At 71.3% G+C, this 22,447-nt stretch carries 20 protein-coding genes; 13 read left to right on the top strand and 7 right to left on the bottom strand.

All coding sequences use genetic code 11. The features are described from left to right. Nucleotides 1-8: 8 nt before the first annotated feature. Nucleotides 9-1,502: an MFS transporter gene (locus GB932_RS15270; RefSeq protein ID WP_156761534.1), complete on the top strand. Its 1,494-nt coding sequence runs from the start codon at nucleotides 9-11 to the stop codon at nucleotides 1,500-1,502. Nucleotides 1,503-1,516: 14 nt separating this feature from the next. Further along, on the top strand, nucleotides 1,517-3,076 hold the full coding sequence (locus GB932_RS15275) for a GMC oxidoreductase (RefSeq protein ID WP_156761535.1): 1,560 nt from the start codon (nucleotides 1,517-1,519) through the stop codon (nucleotides 3,074-3,076). 3 nt (nucleotides 3,077-3,079) lie between these two features. Here the strand turns inward: GB932_RS15275 and GB932_RS15280 are convergent, their stop codons facing one another. Next, entirely contained in the window at nucleotides 3,080-5,224 is a 2,145-nt protein-coding gene (locus tag GB932_RS15280; protein WP_156761536.1) for an MMPL family transporter, read from the bottom strand. A gap of 303 nt (nucleotides 5,225-5,527) precedes the next feature. Between GB932_RS15280 and cspE the strand changes: the two genes are divergently transcribed. After that, nucleotides 5,528-5,734: a transcription antiterminator/RNA stability regulator CspE gene (gene cspE, locus GB932_RS15285; protein ID WP_156761537.1), complete on the top strand. Its 207-nt coding sequence runs from the start codon at nucleotides 5,528-5,530 to the stop codon at nucleotides 5,732-5,734. Nucleotides 5,735-5,791: 57 nt separating this feature from the next. On the opposite strand, the gene GB932_RS15290 is transcribed toward cspE, so the two are convergent. Beyond that, a complete protein-coding gene (locus tag GB932_RS15290) occupies nucleotides 5,792-6,712 on the bottom strand; it encodes a LysR family transcriptional regulator (RefSeq protein WP_231916239.1) in 921 nt (306 codons plus the stop codon). 79 nt (nucleotides 6,713-6,791) lie between these two features. On the opposite strand from GB932_RS15290, the gene GB932_RS15295 reads away from it, so the two are divergent. After that, nucleotides 6,792-7,808, top strand: a complete 1,017-nt coding sequence (locus tag GB932_RS15295) for a YeiH family protein (RefSeq protein ID WP_156761539.1) — start codon at nucleotides 6,792-6,794, stop codon at nucleotides 7,806-7,808. A 110-nt stretch (nucleotides 7,809-7,918) separates the two neighbouring features. Here GB932_RS15295 and GB932_RS15300 read toward each other — a convergent pair whose 3' ends face one another. The 4 genes from GB932_RS15300 to GB932_RS15315 are packed head-to-tail and all read right to left on the bottom strand — an operon-like array spanning nucleotide 7,919 to nucleotide 11,189. Next, a complete protein-coding gene (locus tag GB932_RS15300) occupies nucleotides 7,919-9,187 on the bottom strand; it encodes a coiled-coil domain-containing protein (RefSeq protein WP_156761540.1) in 1,269 nt (422 codons plus the stop codon). Nucleotide 9,188: 1 nt separating this feature from the next. After that, complete coding sequence (locus GB932_RS15305; protein WP_156761541.1) at nucleotides 9,189-9,857, bottom strand: HAD hydrolase-like protein; 669 nt, start codon at nucleotides 9,855-9,857, stop codon at nucleotides 9,189-9,191. Between the two features lie 60 nt (nucleotides 9,858-9,917). Further along, nucleotides 9,918-10,613, bottom strand: coding sequence for an endonuclease NucS (gene nucS / locus GB932_RS15310; RefSeq protein WP_156761542.1), 696 nt, complete (start codon nucleotides 10,611-10,613; stop codon nucleotides 9,918-9,920). Between the two features lie 9 nt (nucleotides 10,614-10,622). Further along, a complete protein-coding gene (locus GB932_RS15315) occupies nucleotides 10,623-11,189 on the bottom strand; it encodes a TetR/AcrR family transcriptional regulator (protein WP_156761543.1) in 567 nt (188 codons plus the stop codon). 38 nt (nucleotides 11,190-11,227) lie between these two features. Here GB932_RS15315 and GB932_RS15320 point away from each other — a divergent pair, with 38 nt between their 5' ends. The 8 genes from GB932_RS15320 (at nucleotide 11,228) to GB932_RS15355 (ending at nucleotide 20,569) form a co-directional block, all read left to right on the top strand. Beyond that, the gene (locus GB932_RS15320; RefSeq protein ID WP_156761544.1) at nucleotides 11,228-12,451 is read left to right on the top strand and encodes an FAD-dependent oxidoreductase; all 1,224 of its coding nucleotides are present in this window, start codon (nucleotides 11,228-11,230) and stop codon (nucleotides 12,449-12,451) included. A 160-nt stretch (nucleotides 12,452-12,611) separates the two neighbouring features. Continuing rightward, complete coding sequence (locus GB932_RS15325; RefSeq protein ID WP_156761545.1) at nucleotides 12,612-15,542, top strand: Na+/H+ antiporter subunit A; 2,931 nt, start codon at nucleotides 12,612-12,614, stop codon at nucleotides 15,540-15,542. Further along, nucleotides 15,539-16,027 carry a Na(+)/H(+) antiporter subunit C gene (locus tag GB932_RS15330; RefSeq protein ID WP_156761546.1) on the top strand — a complete coding sequence of 163 codons (489 nt, stop codon included), beginning with the start codon at nucleotides 15,539-15,541 and terminating at the stop codon, nucleotides 16,025-16,027. The genes GB932_RS15325 and GB932_RS15330 overlap by 4 nt, the downstream gene beginning before the upstream one ends. Continuing rightward, nucleotides 16,024-17,580, top strand: coding sequence for a Na+/H+ antiporter subunit D (locus tag GB932_RS15335; RefSeq protein ID WP_156761547.1), 1,557 nt, complete (start codon nucleotides 16,024-16,026; stop codon nucleotides 17,578-17,580). Before GB932_RS15330 ends, GB932_RS15335 begins: the two co-directional genes overlap by 4 nt. After that, the gene (locus GB932_RS15340; RefSeq protein ID WP_231916240.1) at nucleotides 17,577-18,158 is read left to right on the top strand and encodes a Na+/H+ antiporter subunit E; all 582 of its coding nucleotides are present in this window, start codon (nucleotides 17,577-17,579) and stop codon (nucleotides 18,156-18,158) included. Before GB932_RS15335 ends, GB932_RS15340 begins: the two co-directional genes overlap by 4 nt. Beyond that, nucleotides 18,155-18,445 carry an MrpF/PhaF family protein gene (locus GB932_RS15345; RefSeq protein WP_156761548.1) on the top strand — a complete coding sequence of 97 codons (291 nt, stop codon included), beginning with the start codon at nucleotides 18,155-18,157 and terminating at the stop codon, nucleotides 18,443-18,445. Before GB932_RS15340 ends, GB932_RS15345 begins: the two co-directional genes overlap by 4 nt. Next, nucleotides 18,442-18,780 (top strand): monovalent cation/H(+) antiporter subunit G, encoded by a 339-nt coding sequence (gene mnhG, locus GB932_RS15350; RefSeq protein ID WP_156761549.1) that lies wholly within the window; start codon nucleotides 18,442-18,444, stop codon nucleotides 18,778-18,780. Before GB932_RS15345 ends, mnhG begins: the two co-directional genes overlap by 4 nt. A 10-nt stretch (nucleotides 18,781-18,790) precedes the next feature. Beyond that, a complete protein-coding gene (locus GB932_RS15355) occupies nucleotides 18,791-20,569 on the top strand; it encodes a DUF2207 domain-containing protein (RefSeq protein ID WP_231916242.1) in 1,779 nt (592 codons plus the stop codon). Nucleotides 20,570-20,709: 140 nt separating this feature from the next. On the opposite strand, the gene ald is transcribed toward GB932_RS15355, so the two are convergent. Next, on the bottom strand, nucleotides 20,710-21,804 hold the full coding sequence (ald, locus tag GB932_RS15360; RefSeq protein ID WP_156761550.1) for an alanine dehydrogenase: 1,095 nt from the start codon (nucleotides 21,802-21,804) through the stop codon (nucleotides 20,710-20,712). Nucleotides 21,805-21,917: 113 nt separating this feature from the next. Here ald and GB932_RS15365 point away from each other — a divergent pair, with 113 nt between their 5' ends. Beyond that, the gene (locus GB932_RS15365; protein ID WP_156761789.1) at nucleotides 21,918-22,436 is read left to right on the top strand and encodes an Lrp/AsnC family transcriptional regulator; all 519 of its coding nucleotides are present in this window, start codon (nucleotides 21,918-21,920) and stop codon (nucleotides 22,434-22,436) included. The last annotated feature ends 11 nt before the right edge of the window (nucleotides 22,437-22,447 follow it).

Raw genomic sequence — 22,447 nt, forward strand, 5'->3', positions numbered from 1 at the left:
AGAACCGCATGCCACTGTCCGCATCACGCCTCCGCATCCTCGTCGCCTCCCTGCTCGCCGTATCGTTCCTCGGGGCCCTCGACCACACGATCGTGTCCACGTCCCTCGCGACGATCGCGGGAGAGGTCGGCGCGCTCGAGGCCATGAGCTGGGTCGTCGTCGGCTACACGCTCGCGGCGACCGTCCTGCTGCCCGTCATCGGCGCTCTCGGCGACGCACTGGGTCCCCGCCGGGTCTTCCTCGTCAGCCTCGCCCTGTTCGTCGTCGCCTCGCTGGCCTGCGGCTTCGCACAGGACATGGTCCAGCTCGTCGCCGCGCGCGTCGTGCAGGGCACGAGCTCGGCCGGCCTGCAGCTCATGTCGCAGACGATCGTCGCGCACGTCACCACGCCGCGCGAACGCCCGCGCCAGCTCGCGGTCATCGGTGCAGCCTTCCCCGTCGCGATCCTCGTCGGGCCCCTGCTCGGCGGCGCGATCACGGAGTACTGGGGCTGGCCATGGGTGTTCTGGATCAATGCGCCCGTCGGCCTCGCGGCGCTCGCCTTCGCCTCCGTCGCCATCCCGCACATCGATCCCGGTTCGCGGCGCGGTCTCGACGTCCCCGGATCCGTCGCGTTCACGGTCGCGATGATCGCGCTCGTGCTCGGCGTGACATGGTTCCCGGACCCGCGACTGACCGCCGCCGCCTGGGCGTGCCTCGGGTTCGCAGTCGTCGGCATGGCCGCGTTCGCGATGATCGAGCTGCGCTCGCCCGCCCCGCTCATCCCGCTGCGCCTCTTCCGCATGCGCGCCGTGTCCGCGAGCGTCGCGCTCTCGGCCGTCATCGGCATCGGGCTGTTCTCGGTCGTGTCATATCTGCCGACCTTCTTCCAGATGGCCGCCCGCACGAGCGTGACGGTCTCCGGCCTCGTGCCGATCGCGACCGTGTTCGGGATGCTCGTGAGCAACCTCGCGACCGGCTGGCTCGTCGCGCGGACGGGCCGCTACCGCGCCTACCCCGTGATGGGGACGGCGCTCGGCGCCGCCGGACTCCTCACCATGGCCGTCCTCCCGGTCGGCCTGCCGCTGTGGGTCCCGGCGCTGGCGATGTTCGTCGTCGGCGTCGGAACCGGCGCGTTCATGAACCTCATCATCGCCGTCGCGCAGGGGTCCGTCGCGCGCGACCGGATGGGATCCGTCACCGCCGTCGTGAACCTCACGCGCCAGGTCGGCGCGACGACGGGCACCGCGGTCATCGGCGGCGTGATCGCCGCGGGCGTCGCCGCCGGCCTCGGCGGATCCTTCGACACCTCGACGCTCACGCCCCAGCTCGTCCACGCGGCGCCCGCCGCCGTGCAGGCGGAGGTCGCGGCCGTGTACCAGGCGGCGTTCGCCCCCGTGTTCGCCGCACTCGCCTGCGTCTACGCCGCAGGCGTCGTCGCGGCCCTGTTCCTGCCCGCCACCCGCCTGGGCGACGACGCCCCGGCCCCGCTCCCCGCGGACGACGCCCCCGTCGCCGCCTGATCCGAGGAGATCCCATGAACTCCAGCCCCCGCATCGCCATCGTCGGAAGCGGCCCGATCGGGTCCGCGTACGCGAGGATCCTGCTCGATGCGCTCCCCGGCGCGCGCGTGACCATGCTCGAGGCCGGGCCGCAGCTCACCGCGGTGCCGGGCCAGAGCGTGCGCAACATCGCGGATCCCGACGCGAAGGCGTCCGCGCGCGAGCGCTCGCAGGGGCCGCAGTCGGGGGCGCATCGCGCCGATCTCGGAATCCCCGGCGACGTGGTCGTCGAGGGCATGTTCACCGCCCGTGAGGGCACCCATCTGCTCGACTTCGGCGGAGCCGGATCCGCGCATGCCGCGACGTTCCCGGCCGCGGCCGCATCGACGAACGTCGGCGGCATGGGGGCGCACTGGACGTGCGCGATCCCCCGCCCCGCGTTCAGCGAGCGGGTGTCGTTCATCGCCGACGACGAGTGGGACGCGCTGATCGACGAGGCCGAGCGCCTGCTGCACGCGCAGACGGCCGCCTTCGCCGACTCGGCGGTCGGCGGTGCGATCCGGAGCCTGCTCGCGGAGGAGTACGCGGGCGAGCTGCCGGACGGCTACGGCGTCGGCACGCTGCCGGTCGCGGGCGACCCGCAGCCCGACGGGACGATGCGGTGGGCGGGCGCCGACACCGTGCTCGGATCGGCCGCGGTGGACGAGCGCTTCGAGCTGCGCGACCTGCACCTCGTGAGGCGCATCGAGCGCGACGGCGGCCGCGCGACCGGCGTGACGGTCGAGGACCTGCAGACGGGGCGGACGCGGACCGTCGACGCCGATCTCGTGGTCGTCGCGGCGGACGCGTTCCGCTCGCCGCAGCTGCTCTGGGAATCCGGCGTGCGCCCGCGGGCGCTCGGGCACTACCTGACGGAGCATCCCGTCGTCATCTCGACGGTGGCGCTCGACGCGGAGCGAATGGACCGCTTCGCGACGGAGGACGACCTCGCGGCGGAGCTCGCGCGGCGCGCGCTCAACGCCGCGGATCCCGTCGCCGCCGTCAATCGGATCCCCTTCTCCGAGCCCGATCACCCGTTCTCGCTGCAGGTGATGTACGCCGAGAACCCGCCGTTCCCCCTGGACCCCTCGCACCCGCGTGCCGGCAACCGCTGGGGCTACGTCAACATGGGCTACGGCATGCGCAAGCGACCGCGCTACGAGGACGCCGTCACCTTCGACGACTCCGAGCGCGACTACCGCGGGTTCCCGAACATGACGATCGAGTACGCGTTGACGGACGACGAGCACGCGGAGATCGAGCGCGGCACCGCTCTCCTGCGCCGTGCGGGCGAGGCACTGGGCGAGTTCATCGCCGAGCCGCGCCTGCTCCCGAACGGGTCGAGCCTGCACTATCAGGGCACGATGCGCATGGGCGACGTCGACGACGGCACGTCGGTCGCGGATCCGTTCTCGCGTGTGTGGGGTGTGGAGAACCTCGTCGTCGGCGGAAACGGGCTCATCCCCACCGCGACGAGCATGAATCCGACGCTGATGAGCCTGGCGCTCGCCGTGCGGGGGGCGCGGGCGGCGGCGGAGCGGCTCGCGGCGGAGTGAGGATCAGCGCGCTCGTCGGGACAGCTTCGACGGCCACCAGATCACGCGGCCGATGTCGGTCGCGAGGGCCGGCACGAGCAGGGTGCGCACCACGAACGTGTCGAGGAGCACGCCGAAGGCGACGATGAAGGCGATCTGAACGAGGAACAGGATCGGGATCACACTCAGCGCCGCGAAGGTCGCCGCGAGCACGATCCCCGCCGAGGTGATCACCCCGCCCGTGACCGTCAGGCCGCGCCGGATCCCCTCCTGCGTGCCGTGCGCGAGGCTCTCCTCGCGCACGCGCGTCATGAGGAAGATGTTGTAGTCGATCCCGAGGGCCACCAGGAAGACGAAGCCGAACAGCGGCACCGCGGGATCCGCGCCGGGGAACTCCAGCACGTGGTCGAAGATGAGCGCCGAGACGCCGAGTGCGGTGCCGAACGACAGCACGGTCGTCGCCATCAGCATGATCGGCGCGACGACGGCCCGCAGAAGCAGCATGAGGATCACGAGGATCACCGCGAGCACGACGGGGATGATCAGGTTGCGGTCGTGGATCGACGCATCATTCGTGTCGATCGCGGTCGCCGTGACGCCGCCCACGATCGCGCCGACGTCGTCGAGGGAGACCCGCAGGTCCCGCACGGTCTGCGCGGCCGCCTCGGAGTCGGCGGCGTCGGCGAGTGTCGCCTGCAGCAGCACGTCGCCGTCCGACACCGTCGGCGCGGGCGGCTCAGGCGCGCCGATCGCCGTGATCCCGTCCGCGGTCACGGGCGCGGAGCCGCTGGGCGAGTCGGCCGTCGTCACGGTCACGTCGGTGACGCCGTCCTCCGCGAGCAGGATGTCGGCCGCGTCCTGCAGCGCATCCTCCGGCACGATGACGTTCGCGGGGCTCCCGGACCCGCCCGGGAAGTGCTCGCCCAGCGCGGTCTGGCCGTCGCGCGCCTCGGATGCACCGAGGACGAGATCCGATTGAGGGACGCCGTCTGCCTGCAGATGCGGGACGAACGCGGCGCCCGCGAAGAGGACGAGGGCCGTGAGGATCCACACGCTGCGCGGTCGTCGCGAGACGAGCTCCGCGACGCGGGCCCAGCCGCGCGAGGTCCCCTGATCCGTCGCGCGCGGCACGCGCGGCCAGAACGCGGCGCGGCCGAACGCGAACAGGAGCGCCGGCAGGAACGTCAGGGCCGCGAGCATCGCGAACACGATGCCGATCGAGGCGACCGGGCCCAGCGTGCTGTTCGACTTCAGATCGCTCAGCAGCAGGCACAGCAGGCCCGCGATGACGGTCCCTCCCGAGGCGACGATCGGCTCGACGGATCCGCGCACGGCCCGAAGCAGCGCCGTGCCTCGGTCGTCGACCGTGCGCAGCTCCTCCCGGAAGCGCGCGACGAGCAGGAGCGAGTAGTCGGTGGCCGCACCGATGACGAGGATGAACAGGATCCCCTGGGTCTGCCCGCTCAAAAGCAGGACCTCGGCTTTCGCGAGCCACCACACGACGAGCAGCGCCGTGCAGAGCGCGAACAGGCTCGTGGACAGCACGACGATCGGAAGGAGGGCCGAGCGGTAGACGAGCACGAGAATCACGAGCACGGCGGCGAGCGCCACGCCGAGCAGCAGTCCGTCGATGCCGGCGAAGCCCGCCGCGAGGTCGGCGGTGAACCCGGCGGGCCCGGTGAGGAGGACCTCGACGCCGGCCGGGGCGGCCTCTCGAAGAACGTCGCCGAGCTCCGCGATCGCGTCGCCGATGTCCGCGTCCGCGTCGATCGGCACGAACGCCTGCGCCGCGATCCCGTCATCGGAAGGGAGAGCGCGGGAGACGTCGCCGTCGACCGCATCGAGACCGGCCGCGGCGTCGAGGGCGTCGCCGATCCGCGCGAGGTCGTCCTCGGACAGCTCGCCGTCGCCCGTGAAGACGGCGATGGCCGGGATCGCGTCCGATTCGGAGAAGTCCGACTGCGCCTCCTGTACGCGAGTGGCGTCGGCGGATTCGGGAAGGTAGGTGGTCTGGTCGTTCGACGAGACCTCGCTCACCTTCCCGAAGAGCGGCCCGCCGAAGGAGGCTCCCGTGAGCCAGACGAGGATGAGCGCCGCCGGGACGAGCACGCGGATCCACGGGCGCGGGCGGCGCTCGGGTCGCCGGTCATCGAGGGGAGGGTGATGCATCTCCACAGTGTGGACCGTGATCCCGCGTCCGCGCCGTCGACAGGCGAGGGTGATCCATCCCCGGCACGATTCACCCGGATGGACCTCCGGAGCGGGTGACCGGAGTCGCGGAAGGTTGTACTCTTGGGAGAGACGTCCTCTCTCGGTCGTCCGGCCCTCACTGTTTCCCCCCGACGGTGAGGGCTGTTTTCTGTCTGAGGGCGACTTTTTTCGCTCACCCCCTGGTCACAGACATGTTCGTGGGTTAGGTTGTGACCGTTGGCGTGAAACTGCGCCGGCATCCGCCCCGATAGAAGGCAGTACATGAGCACCCAGGGCACCGTCAAGTGGTTCAACTCGGAGAAGGGCTTCGGCTTCATCTCCCCCGACGAGGGCGGCCAAGACGTCTTCGCGCACTTCAGTGCGATTCAGTCGAAGGGCTACCGCTCGCTGGAAGAGAACCAGCGCGTGGAGTTCGAGGTTACGCAGGGCCCCAAGGGCCTGCAGGCTGACAACATCGTTCCGCTCTAAGCAGCGCGACTGATCTGAACCCCGCACCTCCGCTCGGAGGTGCGGGGTTTCTTCGTCTCATGGCACGGTCTGCGTGGCCGCGGCCAGGAGCTCGCGGCTCGTCGCCTGCAGGTCGCGGGGCCCGCCGCGCCAGATCGCCGTGATCGGGCGCTGGAGGGCATCGTCCGCGATCGCGACCCGCAGGATCCGCCCGAGCGCGACGTCGTCGGCGACGACGAGGTCGCTTGCGATCGACGGCGCGATGCCGCCGGCGACGGCCGACCGCACGGACGCGGTCGTCGACAGCACGACGGCGGGCGGGGCGGGTGCGACGCCGAGGCGTCCGCGGAGGATCGCCTCCCATGCGCGGCGTGTGCCGCTGCCCTCTTCGCGGGTGACGAGGGGGGTCCGGGCCACCTCCTCGAGCGCGACGGAGGCGCGGTCTGCCCACGGATGTCCGCGCGGCACGACGAGGGCGAGCTCGTCGTGCGCGATCGTCGCGGCCGCGAGGTCGTCCGGCACATCGGGCGTCTCGACGATGCCGAGATCCGCGTCGCCCGCGCGCACGAGATCCGCCGCATGCGCGCTGTTCGCGGCGATGACGCGCACCTCGGTGGGACGCCGACCCGCCGCGATCTGGGTCGAACGCAGCGCGAGCAGCCAGCGCGGCACGAGATGCGTCGCCACCGTCTCGCTCGCGGCGACGACGAGCTCGCGGCTGCTCTCGCCGCGGAGCTCCTCGACGCCCGACTGGAATCGCCGGGCGACGGCGAGCAGCTCGTCCGCCCAGCCGACGACCAGCGTTCCGGCGCCCGTGAGCTCGACACCGCGGGCCGAGCGGGTGAGGATCTCGACCCCGAGGGAGCGCTCGATCGACCGCACGCGCGCCGAGGCCGACTGCTGCGACACGCCGACCTCCCGGGCGGCGGCCGAGATGGATCCGTGGCGCGCGACGGCGCTGATCAGCTCGAGGGCGTCGAGGGGAGGGACATCGCGCATGGTGGACACAGTCTCGTCCTGTACCCCCATCGCGCGCAAGCGGATACCGCCCGGACGGCGCGTGGCGGAGAGTGGCGCCATGTCGCTCCCCGTCGCCGCCCGCGCGCGCTCCGTCGCGCCGGGACTCGCGCTGTGCACGGCGATCGCGGCGACGGCGGCGGCCATCGGCGCGCTCGTCCCGGTCGCGGGCAGCGCGCTCCCCGCGATCGTCCTCGGCGTCGCGATCGCGCTCGTGCGCGTGCCGTCGAGGATCCTCGCGCCCGGGATCGCAGCCGCGACCGGCCCGGTGCTGCGGATCGCGATCGTCATCCTCGGGGCGCAGCTCTCGCTCGGCGCCATCGCCCGCGTCGGCGCCGCGGCGCTGCCCGTGATGATCGCGTCGCTCGCGGCATGCTTCGCCGCCGCGCCCCTCCTGCGCCGGGCGCTCGGGGTGGAGCGCCGACTCGGCACGCTCATCGGCGTCGGGACGGGGATCTGCGGCGCCTCGGCGATCGCGGCCGTCGCGCCGGTGATCGGGGCGAGCGGCGCGACGGTCTCGTACGCGATGTCGACGATCTTCCTCTTCAATCTCGCCGCGATCGCGGCCTTTCCGCTGCTCGGCCACGCGCTCGGCCTCGAGCCGGAGGCGTTCGGCCTGCTCGCCGGGACCGCGATCAACGACACGAGCTCCGTCGTCGCCGCGGCAGGCGTCTACGGGACGGCGGCGCTCGGTTTCGCGGTCGCGGTCAAGCTCGTCCGCACGCTCGCGATCATCCCCGTCAGCCTGACGCTGTCGATCGCGGAGGCCCGCCGAACTTCGCGCGGAGAGCGGCTGACGCCGGTCGGGGCCGCACGCCTCGTTCCCTGGTTCCTCGTCGGGTTCCTCGCCGTCGCCTTCCTGCGCACGGCCGGATGGATCCCGGATCCCATCGTCGGCGCCGCGCCCGCGGCGAGCGGATTCCTCATCGCGCTCGCGCTCGCCGGGATCGGGCTGTCGACCGATCTCGACGCGATCCGTCGCGCGGGCTGGCGGCCCCTGGCGCTCGGCGCGATCCTGTCGATCCTCGTCACGGCCACGACGCTCATCGCGATGCGCCTCACGGACGCGCTGGGTTGAGGCGCCCCGGTCCCGTTCATATGACGACTGTCGACCGCTTTTCGCGGGGCGGTGGTCGATAGGCGTCATCTGAACCGCGGGGGCGGGGGCCCGTCGGGGAGAGGGCGCCCTCAGCGCCGCCGCTTGCGGAAGCGCGCGAGCACGGCCGCGTCCTCGGCGTCGCGGCGGGCGCGACGGGAGGCATCGAGCGCCTCGATGGGGTCGTGCGCCTGCCGCGCGAACGCGAGCTCGCGGCGGGCGCTGTCGAGGCGGACGCGCGCGTCGACCTCCGCGTCGAGGATGACCGCCTCGGCGCGGGCGAGGGCGCTGCGGGCCGCGTTCAGGGACCCGGGGAGCGCGCTGCGGGCGCCGCGCAGACGCTGCTGCTGCGTGCGGGCGTCGGCGAGCGCCATGTCGAGGCGATCGCGCAGGCGGGCGATGCGCTCGTTCGCCGTGACGGGGCGGCGACCCGCGATCTCGCCGGCCGACTCGAGCGCCACGCCCGCCACGCGGATCGCCTCCGCGAGCCGCGGCGCGTGCTCGGCGTCGAGCGTCTTCTGCGTGCCGATCGCGGCGCGGATCGCGGACTCGGCCGCGCGCCGCTCGTCGTCGACCGCGAGATAGGCGTTCTTCACGAGGCGGTGCGTCTCCTCGAGCAGGCGCGAGGCCTGCTCGGCGCGGGACAGGGCCTTCTCGCACGCGCGCAGGGACTCGCGCGCCGAGCGGGACGGATCCGCGGCTCGATCCTCCGCGTCGCGCAGGTGCTCCCGCGCCTCGTCGATCGCGGCGCGGGCCTCGTCGTCTGCCTGCGCCGCGTCCTCCCACTCGCTCTCGTCGGCGATGCGATCGAGCTCGGCGCGCAGGGCGCCGGGATCGCCCATCCGCGTCTCGAGCTCGTCGATGCGCCGGCGAGCGACGTCGATCTGCTCGTCCGCCGAGGCGTGCTCGCGCAGCCACTCCTCGTTGTCGGCACGGGCGCCGCGGATGACCTCCATCGCCTTGTCGATCCCGGCCGTGAGGCGCTTCGCCTCGCGGCGCTGCGCGCTCGGGAGCATGCCCTCGTCTGCGGCATCACGATATGCGGCGAAGGCGTCGTCGCGCGTGTGCTGGGCCGTGAGCCTGGCGCGTCGCAGCGAGGCGGGTGGGCGTCCGTCGTACAGCGCGCTCGACATGCCGATCTCGAGCTCGAGCTCCTCCGTCTGGTCGTCGAGCTCGACGAGGCGGACGCCGAGGGAGTCCAGCGCCTCACGCGCGCGGCGCCGCGCGCCCTTCCCGCGGCGAGCGACGCGCACGACGAGGACGATCGCGACGACGACGAGCGCCGCCGCGCCGAACACCACGAGGGCCGGGACGGCCCATGCGAGGAGATCCTCGGGCGCGATCTCGGGAAGCTCGAACATGTCAGCGGGGCAGGAGCAGCTCGCGCAGGTGCTCGGGATCCTCCGCGATCGCGACGGATCCCTTCGCCTCGTCGGCGTCGCCGAAGCCCCAGCGCACGAAGATCACGGGCACGTCGTGCTCGGCCGCGCCGTCGACGTCGTGGTGGCGGTCGCCGATGAGCACGGGGTTCGACAGGTCGACGCCGCGGGCGCGCATGTCGTCGAGCGCGCGCCCCAGCACGAGCGCCTTGGTGTCGAGCACATCGGCGTCGGGGATCGCGCCGTGGATGCTGTCGAACATCGGCGCGAGCTCGTAGTGCTCGAGGATCGCGCGCACCTGGTTCTCGGGCTTCGTGCTCGCGGTCGACTGCGGGATCCCCGCATCGTGCACGGCGCGGATCACCTCGGCGACGCCGTCGTAGATGCGCACCTTGTGCGCGTAGCCGTGCTCGGAGGCGAGCTCGCGATAGCGGCCCACCGCGTCGGTCGCCTGCTCGAGCGAGAGCCCGGCGAGCCTCTGGAACGACTCGAGCATGGGCGGTCCGATCCACCGGCGCACCTGGTCGGACGGCAGCGGCGGGTGACCGATCTCGCCGAGCACGCGCTCGATTCGGGGGAGGATCCCCGCGGACGCGTCCGCGATCGTCCCGTCCACGTCCCAGAGCACACACGACCACGGAGAATTCGCCATGCATCCAGCCTATTCGGCGCCGCCTGACGGCCCGCACACCGCGGGTGGGCAGGCCTGCCCTCAGAAGAGCGTCGGGACCCCCGAGTCGATGCCCTTCATGGCCTCGTAGTCGAGCGTCACACAGCGGATCCCGCGATCCTGCGCGAGCGTGCGCGCCTGCGGCTTGATCTCCTGAGCGGCGAAGACGCCCTGGATCCCCGTGAGGATCGGATCCCGACCGAGCAGGTCGAGGTACCGGGTCAGCTGCTCGACGCCGTCGATCTCGCCCCGGCGCTTCACCTCGACGGCGATCGCGACGCCCTCGGCATCGCGGACGAGGAGGTCGACCGGGCCGATCGCGGTGGGGTACTCGCGGCGCACGAGCGTCGCGCCCTCGGCGATGAGGTCGACCTGCTCGGCGAGAAGCCGCTGCAGGTCGGACTCGACGCCGTCCTTGATGAGCCCCGGGTCCACGCCCAGGTCGTGCGTCGTGTCGGCGATGACCTCGTGGATCCGCACCGTGAGGGTGTCCCCCGACTTCTGGTGCGTCACCTTCCACAGCTCGACGACGCCGGCGCCCGCGAGCTCGTCGTCGACCTCGAGATGGTCGACGCGGCAGGGCGGGCTCATCCAGTTGAGCGGCTTGTACGAGCCACCGTCGGAGTGGATGAGCAGGCTGCCGTCGCCCTTGTGCATGAGCACGCGGGTGGCGAGGGGCAGGTGGGCGTTGAGGCGGCCGGTGTAATCCACGGAGCAGCGGGCGATGACGAGGCGCACCGTGCGAGCCTAGCCGCTCGGCCGCGGCAGCATCGAGCGCATCGTCCCGATCACCTGGCGCGGGGTGAGCGTCGCCAGCGCCGGGACGCGGAGCACGTAGCGGGCGAAGATGACGCCCACGACGACGATCGCCGCGCGCCGCGCCTTCTCCGCTCCGAACGACGCGGTGAGCTGTCCGATCACGGCGCCCTGGATGTATTCGACGATCGCGCCCGATCGCGCCGAACCGGCCGCGGCCTCACGCGCGAGCGCCTCGAGCGAGGGGCCGCGCGCGGGATCCTCCCAGATCCGAACGAACAGCTCGGTGAGGAGGCCGAGGTCGATCTCGCCACCGGAGTCCGTGCTCGCCGCGACGACCTCGTGCGGTGCGACCCGCAGGGCGATCGCGGCCGTGAGCAGGCGGTCGCGCCCTCCGAAGTGATAATTGACCAGCGTGTGGCTGACTCCGGCCTCGACCGCGAGGGTGCGGGAGCTCGTCTCCGAGAGATCGCCCGCATCCAGGTGCTTCTGTGCCGCGAGAAGAAGGCGCTCACGCGCGTCGGATCCGCCGAGCGGGCGACCTCGCTTATTGACCACTCTCGCATCCTGTCACCCGCGCGCACACTGTGGGGCACATGAACGCGAATCGTACAGAGACCGCAGACTGCGTCGTCGTCGGAGGCGGACCCGCCGGCCTCATGCTCGGGGTGCTGCTCGCCCGGGCCGGCGTCGACACCCTCGTCCTCGAGAAGCACGCCGACTTCCTGCGCGACTTCCGCGGCGACACGATCCACCCGTCGACGCAGGACGCGCTCGCCGACATGGGCCTGCTCGACGAGTTCCTCGCCCTGCCGCACGCGGACCTGCCGCGGGTCATGCTGCGCTACGGAGGCCGCGACCTGGTGCTCGCCGACTTCTCGCGGCTTCCGACACGGCGCAAGGCCATCGCCTTCCTGCCGCAATGGGACTTCCTCGATCTGCTCGCCCGCGCCGGATCCCGCGAGCCCCGCTTCCGGCTCCTCCGCCGGACGCGCGGTGTGGAGCCGATCACCGAGGGCGAACGCGTCGTCGGCGTGCGTGCGGAGGGCCCGGGGGGCGCGTTCGAGGTGCGCGCCCGTCTCGTGGTCGCCGCGGACGGGCGCGACTCCGATGTCCGCGCCGCCGCGGGGATGGTGCCGAGGCGGATCGCGAGCGCCATGGATGTCCTCTGGTTCCGGCTGCCGAAGGATCCTCGCGAGACGCAGCCGTTCGTGCAGGCGGGGGACGGCACGCTCATCGTCATCGATCGGGGCGAGTTCTTCCAGATCGCGCACGTCATCCCGGCAGGGACATGGACGGCCGACGCCGACGGCCTCGTCGCGATGCGCGCACGGGTCTCGCGCCTGTCGCCCGCCATGGAGGAACGGGTCGGCGCGCTCGGACTCGACGACGTCAAGCTGCTCACGGTGCGCCTCGAGCGCCTGCGGCGGTGGCACCGCGACGGACTGCTCGCGATCGGCGACGCGGCGCACGCCATGTCGCCCGCAGGCGGCGTCGGCATCAATCTCGCGATCCAGGACGCCATCGCCACGGCGAACGCGCTCGCCCCGATCCTTCGCGAGAGGAGGCCGAGCATGCGAGAGCTCGCTCGCGTCCGGCGCCGACGCGAGCTGCCGACTGCGATCATCCAGCGCGTGCAGCACGCCCTGCAGGATCCTCTCCTCGCGCCGGCGCGGTCGTCGCGGATCCCCCTCCCGCTCCGCGCGCTGCAGCGACTCCCCTTCCTGCGCCATGTCACCGGGCGGATCGTCGGCGTCGGGATCCGGCCCGAGCGCGTGCGCTCGAATCAGCCGCGACGCGGGGCGCGCAGCACGAAGTAGGCGAGGAGGGCGAGGATCGCCACGAGAACGGGTACGACGCCGTCGACGACAGGTGGAGGTCAGCGGACGATGCCGACATGCGCCGGGCGCAATAGACTGGTGTGCATCTGAACACCCGCCGCCTGTGCGCCCGTGCCGGCCCGACGACGAGGAGACGCCCATGCTCGCGATCCTCGCCGCGTTCGCCGCCGCCTCGATCCTGGTCGTGCCGCTCGCGAAGCCGCTCGGGGCGCGCGTGTTCTACGTCGCGGCCCTCGTCCCGATCGCCGGCACCGTGCATGCGGCGGTTCTGAGCGCCCCCGTCCTCGCGGGCGACATTCCACACGAGGCATACATGTGGATCCGTCCGCTCGGCATCGAGATCTCGATGCGGATGGACACGCTCAGCTGGCTCATGACCCTCATCGTCGCGGGCGTCGGCGCCCTCGTCATGATCTACTGCCGCAACTACTTCCGCGGAAAGCACGGGGGCATCGGGCGGTTCGCGGGCGTGCTCACGGCCTTCGCGGGCGCCATGTACGGCCTCGTCCTGACCGACGACCTCATCATGCTCGTCATGTTCTGGGAGACGACGAGCGTCCTGTCGTACCTCCTCATCGGGCACGCCTACACGCGCGCCGCCCCCCGCCGCGCGGCGCTGCAGGCGCTCATGACGACGACACTCGGCGGGCTCGTGATGTTCGTCGGCGCGGTGATCCTCGTCGTCACGGCCGACACGTCGAGCATCGCCGAGATCCTGGCCGCGCCGCCGGCGGGCGCGCTCGTCGACGCGGCGCTCGTGTGCCTGCTCGTGGGCGCCCTCAGCAAGTCGGCGATCTTCCCGTTCCACTTCTGGCTCCCCGGCGCGATGGCGGCGCCGACGCCCGTCAGCGCGTATCTGCACGCCGCGGCCATGGTGAAGGCGGGCATCTACCTCCTCGCCCGCTTCGCCCCGACGTTCGCCGAGGCCGTCCCGTGGCGTCCGACGATCATCACGCTGGGGATCTTCACGATGCTCCTCGGCGGGTTCCAGGCGCTCCGTGAGACCGACCTCAAGCGCATCCTCGCCTACGGAACCGTCAGTCAGCTCGGTTTCATCGCGGTCGTCGTCGGCTTCGGAACGCGCGACACGGCGCTCGCGGGCGTCAGCCTGATCCTCGCCCACGCGATGTTCAAGGCGACGCTGTTCCTCGTCGTGGGCGTGATCGATCGCCAGCTCTCCACGCGAGACATCGATCAGCTCAGCGGCGTCGGCCGCGGCGCGCCTGTCATGGCGGCGATCTCGATCGTCGCGGCCGCGTCGATGGCGGGCGTGCCGCCGCTGTTCGGCTTCGTCGCGAAGGAGGCCGCACTCACCTCGCTCCTCGAGGCGGGGCTGGCGGGATCCGCGTGGGCGTGGGTCGCGCTGATCGGCATCGTCGTGGGATCCATTCTCACGGCGGCATATGCGATTCGCTTCGTCTGGGGGGCGTTCTGGCGCAAGAAGGACGGGCGCGGCGAGCCGCGCCCCGAGACCGCGTGGCCCGACCCGCCCCTCGGCTTCCTCTCGAGCCCGCTCGTCCTCGCTGCCCTCACCGTCGCGGGCGGCGTCGTCGCCCCGATGATCGACGTCCTGCTCGCCCCCTACGCCGACACGGCGGGCGAGGGCGACTATCACCTGGCGCTCTGGCACGGACTCGAGCCCGCGCTCGGGATCTCCGCGTTCGCTCTCGCGGCGGGGGCCGGTGTCTTCTGGCTGTCTGCGGCGACAGGGTGGGACCGCACGGGACGCGTCCTCCGCTTCCAGGCGAGCGATGTGTACTACCTCATCACACGCACCGTCGACCGTGTCGCGGTCGTCGTCACCCGCACGACCCAGCGGGGCTCGCTGCCCACATACGTCGGCACGATCTTCGTCGTGCTCGTCGCTGCGGAGGGCGCGGTCCTCCTGGCCGGAGAGGGCTGGCAGGCGCGCCTGGACGCCTGGCAGCACCCGATCCAACCGATTGCGGCCGTGCTCATGATCGCGGCCGGCATCGTCGCCGTGCGGGCGCAGAAGCGCTTCACTGGGGTCGTGCTCGTCTCGGTCACCGGTCTGGGGATGATCGTCCTGTTCGCCGCGTCGGGGGCGCCGGATCTCGCCGTGACGCAGGTGCTCATCGAGACCGTCACCCTCATCGCCTTCTCGCTCGTGCTGCGCCGGATCCCGTCGCGGCTCGGCAGCCACAACGGATCCGGTGCGACGATCGCGCGCGCGATGATCGGCGCGGCGGTCGGGATCACGATGGCCGTCATCGCCGTCGTCGCGTCCGGCGCGCGGATCCATGAGCCCATCTCGACCGAATGGCCTGAGCTCGCGTACGAGATCGGCCACGGCAAGAACGTCGTGAACGTCGCGCTCGTCGACCTGCGCGGGTGGGACACGATGGGCGAGCTCAGCGTGCTCGTCCTCGCCGCGACGGGCGTCGCCTCACTCGTGTTCATCACGGCACGCGGCGACAGGATCATGGAGGCGCGGGGACGGATCCGCGATGGCATCTCCGCGAAGTCGCGCCGCGCCGCGCGTCGACGCCCGCTCGTCGAGACGACGGAAGGGATCCGCGTGCAGACGGCCGACAACCGCGAGCACCCGCGCGCGTGGCTCGTCGGCGGCAGGACGATGAGCGCGGAGTCGCGCTCGCTCCTGCTCGAAGTCGTCGTGCGGATCCTGTTCCACACGATCATCGTCATCTCGCTCTACCTGCTGTTCGCGGGGCACAACCTCGCGGGCGGCGGCTTCGCAGGCGGCCTCGTCGCGGGGCTCGCCCTCGTCATGCGCTACATCGCCGGCGGGCGATACGAGCTCGGCGTCGCGGCGCCGACCGACGCCGGTTCGCTCCTGGGCGCGGGGATGGTGATCGCGGTCGGCACGGCCGTCGCGCCGATGCTGTTCGGGGAGGATCCGCTGGCGCGAGCCATCTGGGAGGCCGAGCTGCCCGTCCTCGGCCATGTCGAGTTCGTCTCGTCGACGTTCTTCGACATCGGCGTGTATCTCGTGGTGATCGGGCTCGTGCTCGACGTGCTGCGGTCGCTCGGCGCCGAGGTCGACCGCCAGATCACGCAGGGCGCCGCGCGAGAGGGGGCCCGCCCATGACGGTCTCCACCGCGCTCGTCGTCGCGATGGCGGTGCTCTACGCGCTCGGCGTGTTCTCGATGCTCGAGCGCAGCCTCACCCGCGTGCTCATCGGCTTCCTGCTCGTGGGCAACGCCACCAACCTGCTGCTGCTCATCGTCATGGGGTTCCCCGGCGTCGCGCCGTTCTACGGCGCGGAGGGGCCGAGCGACCCGCTCCCACAGGCGCTCATGCTCACGGCGATCGTCATCACCTTCGCCGTCAGCGCCTTCCTCCTCGCGCTCATCTACCGCTCGTGGCAGCTCGGCGAGGCCGACACCGTCATCGACGACGCCGACGACCAGGCCCTGCGCGAGAGCGCCGAGGAGACGGAGGACGCGCTCGAGGGCGAGGAGGAGGACGCCGAGGAGGAGGACGAGGAGACGACCGACTTCACCGAGGGCGAAGCGGCGCCCGTCACGGCGGTCATGGACGAGGTCCAGGACGAGACCCGGGGTGCGCCGTGAGCCTGCTCGTGCCCCTCTTCGTCGTGCTCCCTCTGCTGGGGGCGGCGCTCACGCTGCTGCTCGGCCGCCGCAGTCGCGCGCAGGTCGCCGTGTCGATCGTCACCCTCACGTCGACGTTCGCCCTCGCCGTCGTCATGCTCGTGGCGGTGGACCTCGGGACGCCGCTCGCCGTCTCGGTCGGCGGCTGGCCGCTGCCGTTCGGGATCGTGCTGTACGTCGACCGGCTCGCGGCGATGCTCGTCGCGGTCTCGAGCATCGTGCTGCTCGCGGTCCTGCTCTTCTCGGTCGGGCAGGGCGCGGCCGACGGCGATGAGGACACCCCGGTCTCGATCTTCCACCCGTCGTACCTGATCCTCGCGGCGGGCATCTTCGACGCGTTCATCGCTGGCGATCTGTTCAACCTCTACGTCGGCTTCGAGATCCTGCTCGTCGCCTCCTATGTGCTCATCACCCTCGGATCCACCGAGTCTCGGATCCGCACGGGAACCGTCTACATCGTCGTCTCGCTCGTCTCGAGCATCATCTTCCTGTCGGCGATCGCCGTCATCTACGGCGCGCTCGGCACCGTGAACATGGCGCAGATCGCCGAGCGGATGACCGAGATCCCGGATGATGTGCAGCTCGTGCTGCACATCCTGCTGCTGCTGGGCTTCGCCATCAAGGCGGCGATCTTCCCGCTGTCGTTCTGGCTGCCCGACTCGTATCCGACGGCCCCGGCACCCGTCACGGCCGTGTTCGCGGGCCTGCTGACGAAGGTGGGCGTGTACGCGATCATCCGCACCGAGACGCAGCTGTTCCACGACAGCGACCTCAACCTCGTGCTCGCGATCGCCGCGATCGCGACGATGATCGTGGGGATCCTCGGCGCGATCGCGCAGGCCGAGCTGAAGCGGATCCTCTCGTTCACCCTCGTAAGCCACGTCGGGTACATGGTGTTCGGCATCGCGATCGCGACGGAGGCCTCCGTCGGGGCGACCGCGTACTACATGGTTCACCACATCGTCGTGCAGACGACCCTGTTCCTCGCGGTCGGCCTCATCGAGCGCTTCGCGGGATCCACGTCGATCGTGCGGGTGAAGGGCCTCGTCGCGGCGACCCCGTTCATCGCGGCGCTCTACTTCATCCCCGCGCTCAACCTGGGCGGGCTGCCTCCGTTCTCCGGCTTCATCGGCAAGTTCGCCCTGTTCGATGCGGCCGCCTCCGTCGGGACGCCGATCATGTGGGTCGCGATCGGCGCGGGGGTCCTCACGTCCCTGCTCACGCTGTACGCGCTCATGCGTGCGTGGAACCTGTCGTTCTGGCGCGTGAAGGACGACTCCCCGGAGACCGAGGGGCGCATCGCCTACCTCTCGCAGGCGCCCGCAGCCGATGCGCAGGGCGCGCGCCGCGAGATCCCGCGCGTGATGTCGGGGGCGGCCGTCGGGATGGTCGCCGTGACTCTCGCCCTGACCGTGTTCGCAGGGCCGCTCTACGAGGTGTGCGAACGGATCGGCGAGTCGCTCCTGCAGCCGATCTCGCTCGTGCAGCTGGAAGATGTGGAGCAGGAATCGTGAACGGCCGCGAGGGGATCCGTCACTTCTGGACGCAGCTGCCGTTCTTCGCGTGGCTCGTCGCGCTCTGGATGATGCTGTGGGGCCAGTTCACGGTGCTCGCCCTCGTCACGGGGATCCTCGTCGCCGTCTTCGTCACCACGGCGTTCCGACTGCCGACCGCCGAGCTGACGGGGCGTGTCAACGCCTGGTGGCTGCTCGTCGGGATCGCGCGCTTCCTCGTCGACCTCGTGCACGGCGCTGTGCAGGTCTCCTGGTGGACGATCGCGCCGCGCACCCCGAGCGCCGCGATCGTGCGGGTTCCGCTGCGCATCGACGACGACCTCATCATGACCCACGTCGGCGTCGCCCTGTCGCTCGTGCCGGGCAGCACGGTCATCGAGGCCGATCGCACGAACCGGGTGCTGTTCCTCCATGCCATCGGCGTCGCATCCACGAAGGACATCGCGCGCGTGCGTGCGAAGGCGCTCGCGTGGGAGGCGCGCATCGTCCGCGCCGTCGGATCCCGCGACGAGCTGGCGGCCGTGACCGCGCGGGTCGCGCCGTATGTCGAACGCCAGGCCGCGGGAGGTGTCTCATGACGATCCAGGCCGTTCTCATCGTCGCGATCGCCGTGGTCTTCGCGGTCGCGGCAGCGCTCGCGATCATCCGCATGGTGATCGGTCCGTCGATCCTCGACCGGGCCGTCGCGAGCGATGTGCTGCTGACGGAGGTGCTGTGCGTCATGGGGGCCGAAGCGGTGGTCAACGCGCACACCGACACGCTGCCGGTCATGCTCATGATCGCCTCGACGGGGATCCTCGGCACGCTCGCCGTGGCGCGCTTCGTCGCCCGTCGCGACCGCGCGAGCGGAGGTGAGGGCCGATGATCGCGGAGACGATCGCACTCGTGCTCGTGCTGCTCGGCGCCGTGCTGTGCCTGACCGCGGCGATCGGTCTGCTGCGGTTCCGCGATGTTCCCTCGCGCTTGCATGCCGCGACGAAGCCGCAGGTGCTCGGGCTGCTGCTCATCGCGGCCGGCATCGCCGTGGCGTTCCAGTCGTGGGCCGTCGCCTGGTTCCTCGTTCCGATCGTGCTGATCCAGATGGCGACGGCGCCGATCTCGGCCCACATGGTCGGCCGGCAGGCGTATCGCAACGGCAGCATCGATCGCGACACCCTCGTCATCGACGAGCTGGAGGAGGAGCCCCCGGCTCATTTGTAGGGTGGAGGGCATGCGCCAGGTCGGGGGATGGATCCGGATCGCGTTCGCGGCGCTCGCCGCGGGCCTGATCATCATGCTGGGGGCCTCGCCCGCGAGCGCCGATGTCGACGACTTCGAGTTCGCGAGCCTCGACGTCGTCTACGAGCTCTCGCGGAACGCCGACGGCGCCGGCGTCGTGACCGTCACGGAGAGGTTCGTCGCCGTGTTCCCCGAGACCGACCAGAACCGGGGCATGCGGCGCTCGATCCCCGACAGCTATCTCGGCGGGCCGCTTCTGCCCGAGCTCGTGAGCGTGACGGACGAGAACGGCGATCCGAGGCCCGCGGAGGTCGAGACCGACGACGGCTACTTCCAGATCACGTCGCGGGCCGATGACTTCCTGCACGGGCGGCAGACGTTCGTCTTCACCTACACGCTCGACAACGTCGGGCGGGCGATGGACAACGGCGTCGACGAGTTCTACTGGGACGTCAACGGGGAGGAATGGTCGCAGCCGTTCCGCGCGGTGACGACCGAGGTGCGCGTCGATCCCGATCTCGCGCCCGCGCTGAACGGGGAGGGCTCCTGCTACGTCGGGGCGACGGGGTCCACGCGGCAGTGTGAGATCGGGACGGTCCCCGCGGACGGCGGCGCGGTCGCGATCGGGACGCGGCCCGAAGCGGTCGGCCCGTACGAGACGGTGACGATCGCGATCGGCTTCGAGCCGGGCACCTTCACGGAGTTCGACACCTCGCCCTTCGCGTCGCCGTGGGGGATCGCGCAGATCGTGACGACGATCGGCGCGGCGGGCACCATGATCTGGGCGGGCATCGTCCGCGCGCGTCGGCTGCGCGACGACGAAGGACGGTCGACGGTGATCCCGGAGTTCGCGCCGCCGAGCGGATTCGACGCGCTGCGGTCCGCGCTGCTGTTGAATCGCTCGACCAAGGCGATCCCCGCCGAGATCCTCGAGCAGGCGGTGCGCGGCGCCGTGCGGATCATCGAGGAGCCCAAGCAGGGCATGTTCGGGTCGTCGACGATGACGGCGCAGCTCGCCGACCCGGCGCTCGCGGACAGAAACGGGCGCGCAGTGCTCGACGGGCTGTTCCCGGGACTCCGCCCCGGGGCGACATTCACGTTCGGGAAGACGAACAATCGCTTCGCGAGGGCCGCGAAGCTCGTGCTGCACACGGGCAAGAGGAACATCGAGCCCTTCCGCCGCGATGTTCCGGGGTCCGTCCGGTCCGGTCCGGTCCTCACGGCGATCCTCTCCGGCGCGGCCACGGTCGGCTTCGGCATCGCGGCGACAGCCACCTATGTGTCGCCCGCGCTCCCGATTCTTCTGATCGTCTTCGGCGTGGTCTCGTTCTTCGTCTCGGTCCTCCTCGTCTCGCGCAAGCCTCTGAATCGACAGGGCGCGGTCGCGCGCGATCATCTGCGCGGGCTCGAGATCTTCATGAACTGGGCGGAGGCCGACCGGATCCGCATGCTGCAGTCGCCTCAGGGCGCCGCACGCGTGAACGTGAACGTGAACGACCGCACGCAGATGCTCCACCTCTACGAGGCGCTGCTTCCTTTCGCGGTGATCTTCGGACAGGAGAAGCGGTGGGCCGAGGAGCTGACGGTGCTCTATGGTGACAGCTCTCCTGGCTGGTACCACGGATCCGGTGCGTTCAACGCGGCGGCATTCTCCGCGAGCATGAGCTCGCTGACGTCGGGTGCCTCGAGTTCGTCGAGCACATCCGGCGGATCGGGCGGCGGCGGGTCCGCCGGCGGGGGCGGCGGTGGCGGCGGCGGTGGGGGAGTCTGACGGACCGCGTGGCGCCCGCACTGCGCGCATGTCGGAGGAACTCGTCATCGTGAGGCGACACGCCGGGCAACCGTCCTCCGACGCGACGGAGATCCGACACTCGCGCGGGCGACGCCCGCCCAGTCCGACGCCGGCGCGCCTCAGCTCGCGAGCGCGTAGCCGAACGCCTGCGCGACACCGGCGTTCGTGATCTGTCCCGCCCGCACGTTGAGGCCCTTCGCGAGGGCCGGATCCCCGGCGGCGGCATCCCAGCCGAGGTCGGCGATCCGCTGCGCGTACGGCAGGGTCGCGTTCGTGAGGGCGTGGGTCGAGGTCGCGGGAACCGCGCCGGGCATGTTCGCGACGCAGTAGAACAGCGTGTCGTGCACGGCGAACGTCGGATCGTCGTGGGTCGTCGGACGGGATCCCTCGAAGCAGCCGCCCTGGTCGATCGCGATGTCGACGAGCACCGAGCCGGGCTTCATGCCGCGCACCATGCCGTCCGTCACGAGCTTCGGGGCGGCGGCGCCGGGGATGAGCACGGAGCCGATGACGAGGTCGGCATCGGCGAGGGCCTCAGCGATGGCGTAGCGCGTCGAGTGGCGCGTGACGAGGCCGTTGCCGTAGCGCGCCTCGAGCTCGGCGAGCCGCGGGATGTTCACGTCGAGCACCGTCACGCGTGCGCCGAGGCCGAGAGCGTTCGCCGCGGCGTTCTCGCCCGCGACGCCGCCGCCGATGACGACGACGTTCGCGCGGGGAACGCCGGGCACGCCGCCGAGGAGCGCTCCGCGCCCGCCGTGCGAGCGCATGAGGTGGTAGGCGCCGACGGTGACGGACAGGCGACCCGCGACCTCGCTCATCGGTGTGAGGAGCGGCAGCGACCGATCGGCGAGCTGCACGGTCTCGTAGGCGACGGCCGTCGCGCCGGCGGCGACGAGGGCGTCGGTGAGGGGCTTGTTCGCCGCGAGGTGCAGGTAGGTGAACAGCGTGAGGTCGCTGCGCAGGAAGCCGTACTCCGACTCGATCGGCTCCTTGACCTTGAGCAGCAGCTCGGCGGCCGCCCACGTCGCGGCGGCATCCGGGAGGATCGTCGCGCCCGCGGCGGCGAACTCGTCGTCGAAGATGCGGGATCCGGCGCCGGCGCCGGCTTGGACGAACACCTCGTGGCCGTGGCGCGCGAGCGCATCGACGCCGGCGGGCGTGATCGCGACGCGATTCTCGTTGTTCTTGACCTCGGCGGGGATGGCGATCCTCATGTCGGACTCCGTGTGTCGGCTGCGATCGGCGGTCTCATTCCAGAGTCGCAAGAAGTTCGCTCGATGTGTACAAGTTCCGCAGAATGTTCGTGTGAAGAGCGTCTGTGGGTACGATGCTCCGTATGACGAGTGCGATGGAGGACATTCCTCCGAAGGATCTGCGGACGGTCGAGCTGGATGAGATCGATCGGCGCCTCGTGCGGATCCTCAGCCGCGACGGGCGGATCACCAACGCCGATCTCGCGGCGGCGCTCGGCATCGCGCCGTCGACGGCGCACGCGCGCACCAGATCGCTCGTCGAGCGCGGGGTGATCCGCGGGTTCCACGCGAGCGTCGATCATCGGCGGCTGGGGCGCGGGCTGCAGGCCATGATCGGCGTGACGCTGCGCGGCGGCACGCGGCACGACAGCATCATCGCGTTCATCGACGAGGTGAAGCAGCTGCCGCAGGTGCTGCAGCTGTTCTTCCTCGGCGGGACAGACGATTTCATGGTGCACATCGCGGTCGCCGATTCGAGCGAGGTGCGCCAGTTCGTCGTCGAGAACCTGTCGACCGAGCCCTTCGTCGCCTCGACGCGCACGAGCATCATCTTCGAGTACCACCGGCGCGGGGTCGCCGCGGGCTTCCGGTGATGCGGCGGTCC

Origin of the sequence: Microbacterium karelineae (assembly GCF_009745985.1) — a bacterium.
GTDB classification, from domain to species: domain Bacteria; phylum Actinomycetota; class Actinomycetes; order Actinomycetales; family Microbacteriaceae; genus Microbacterium; species Microbacterium karelineae.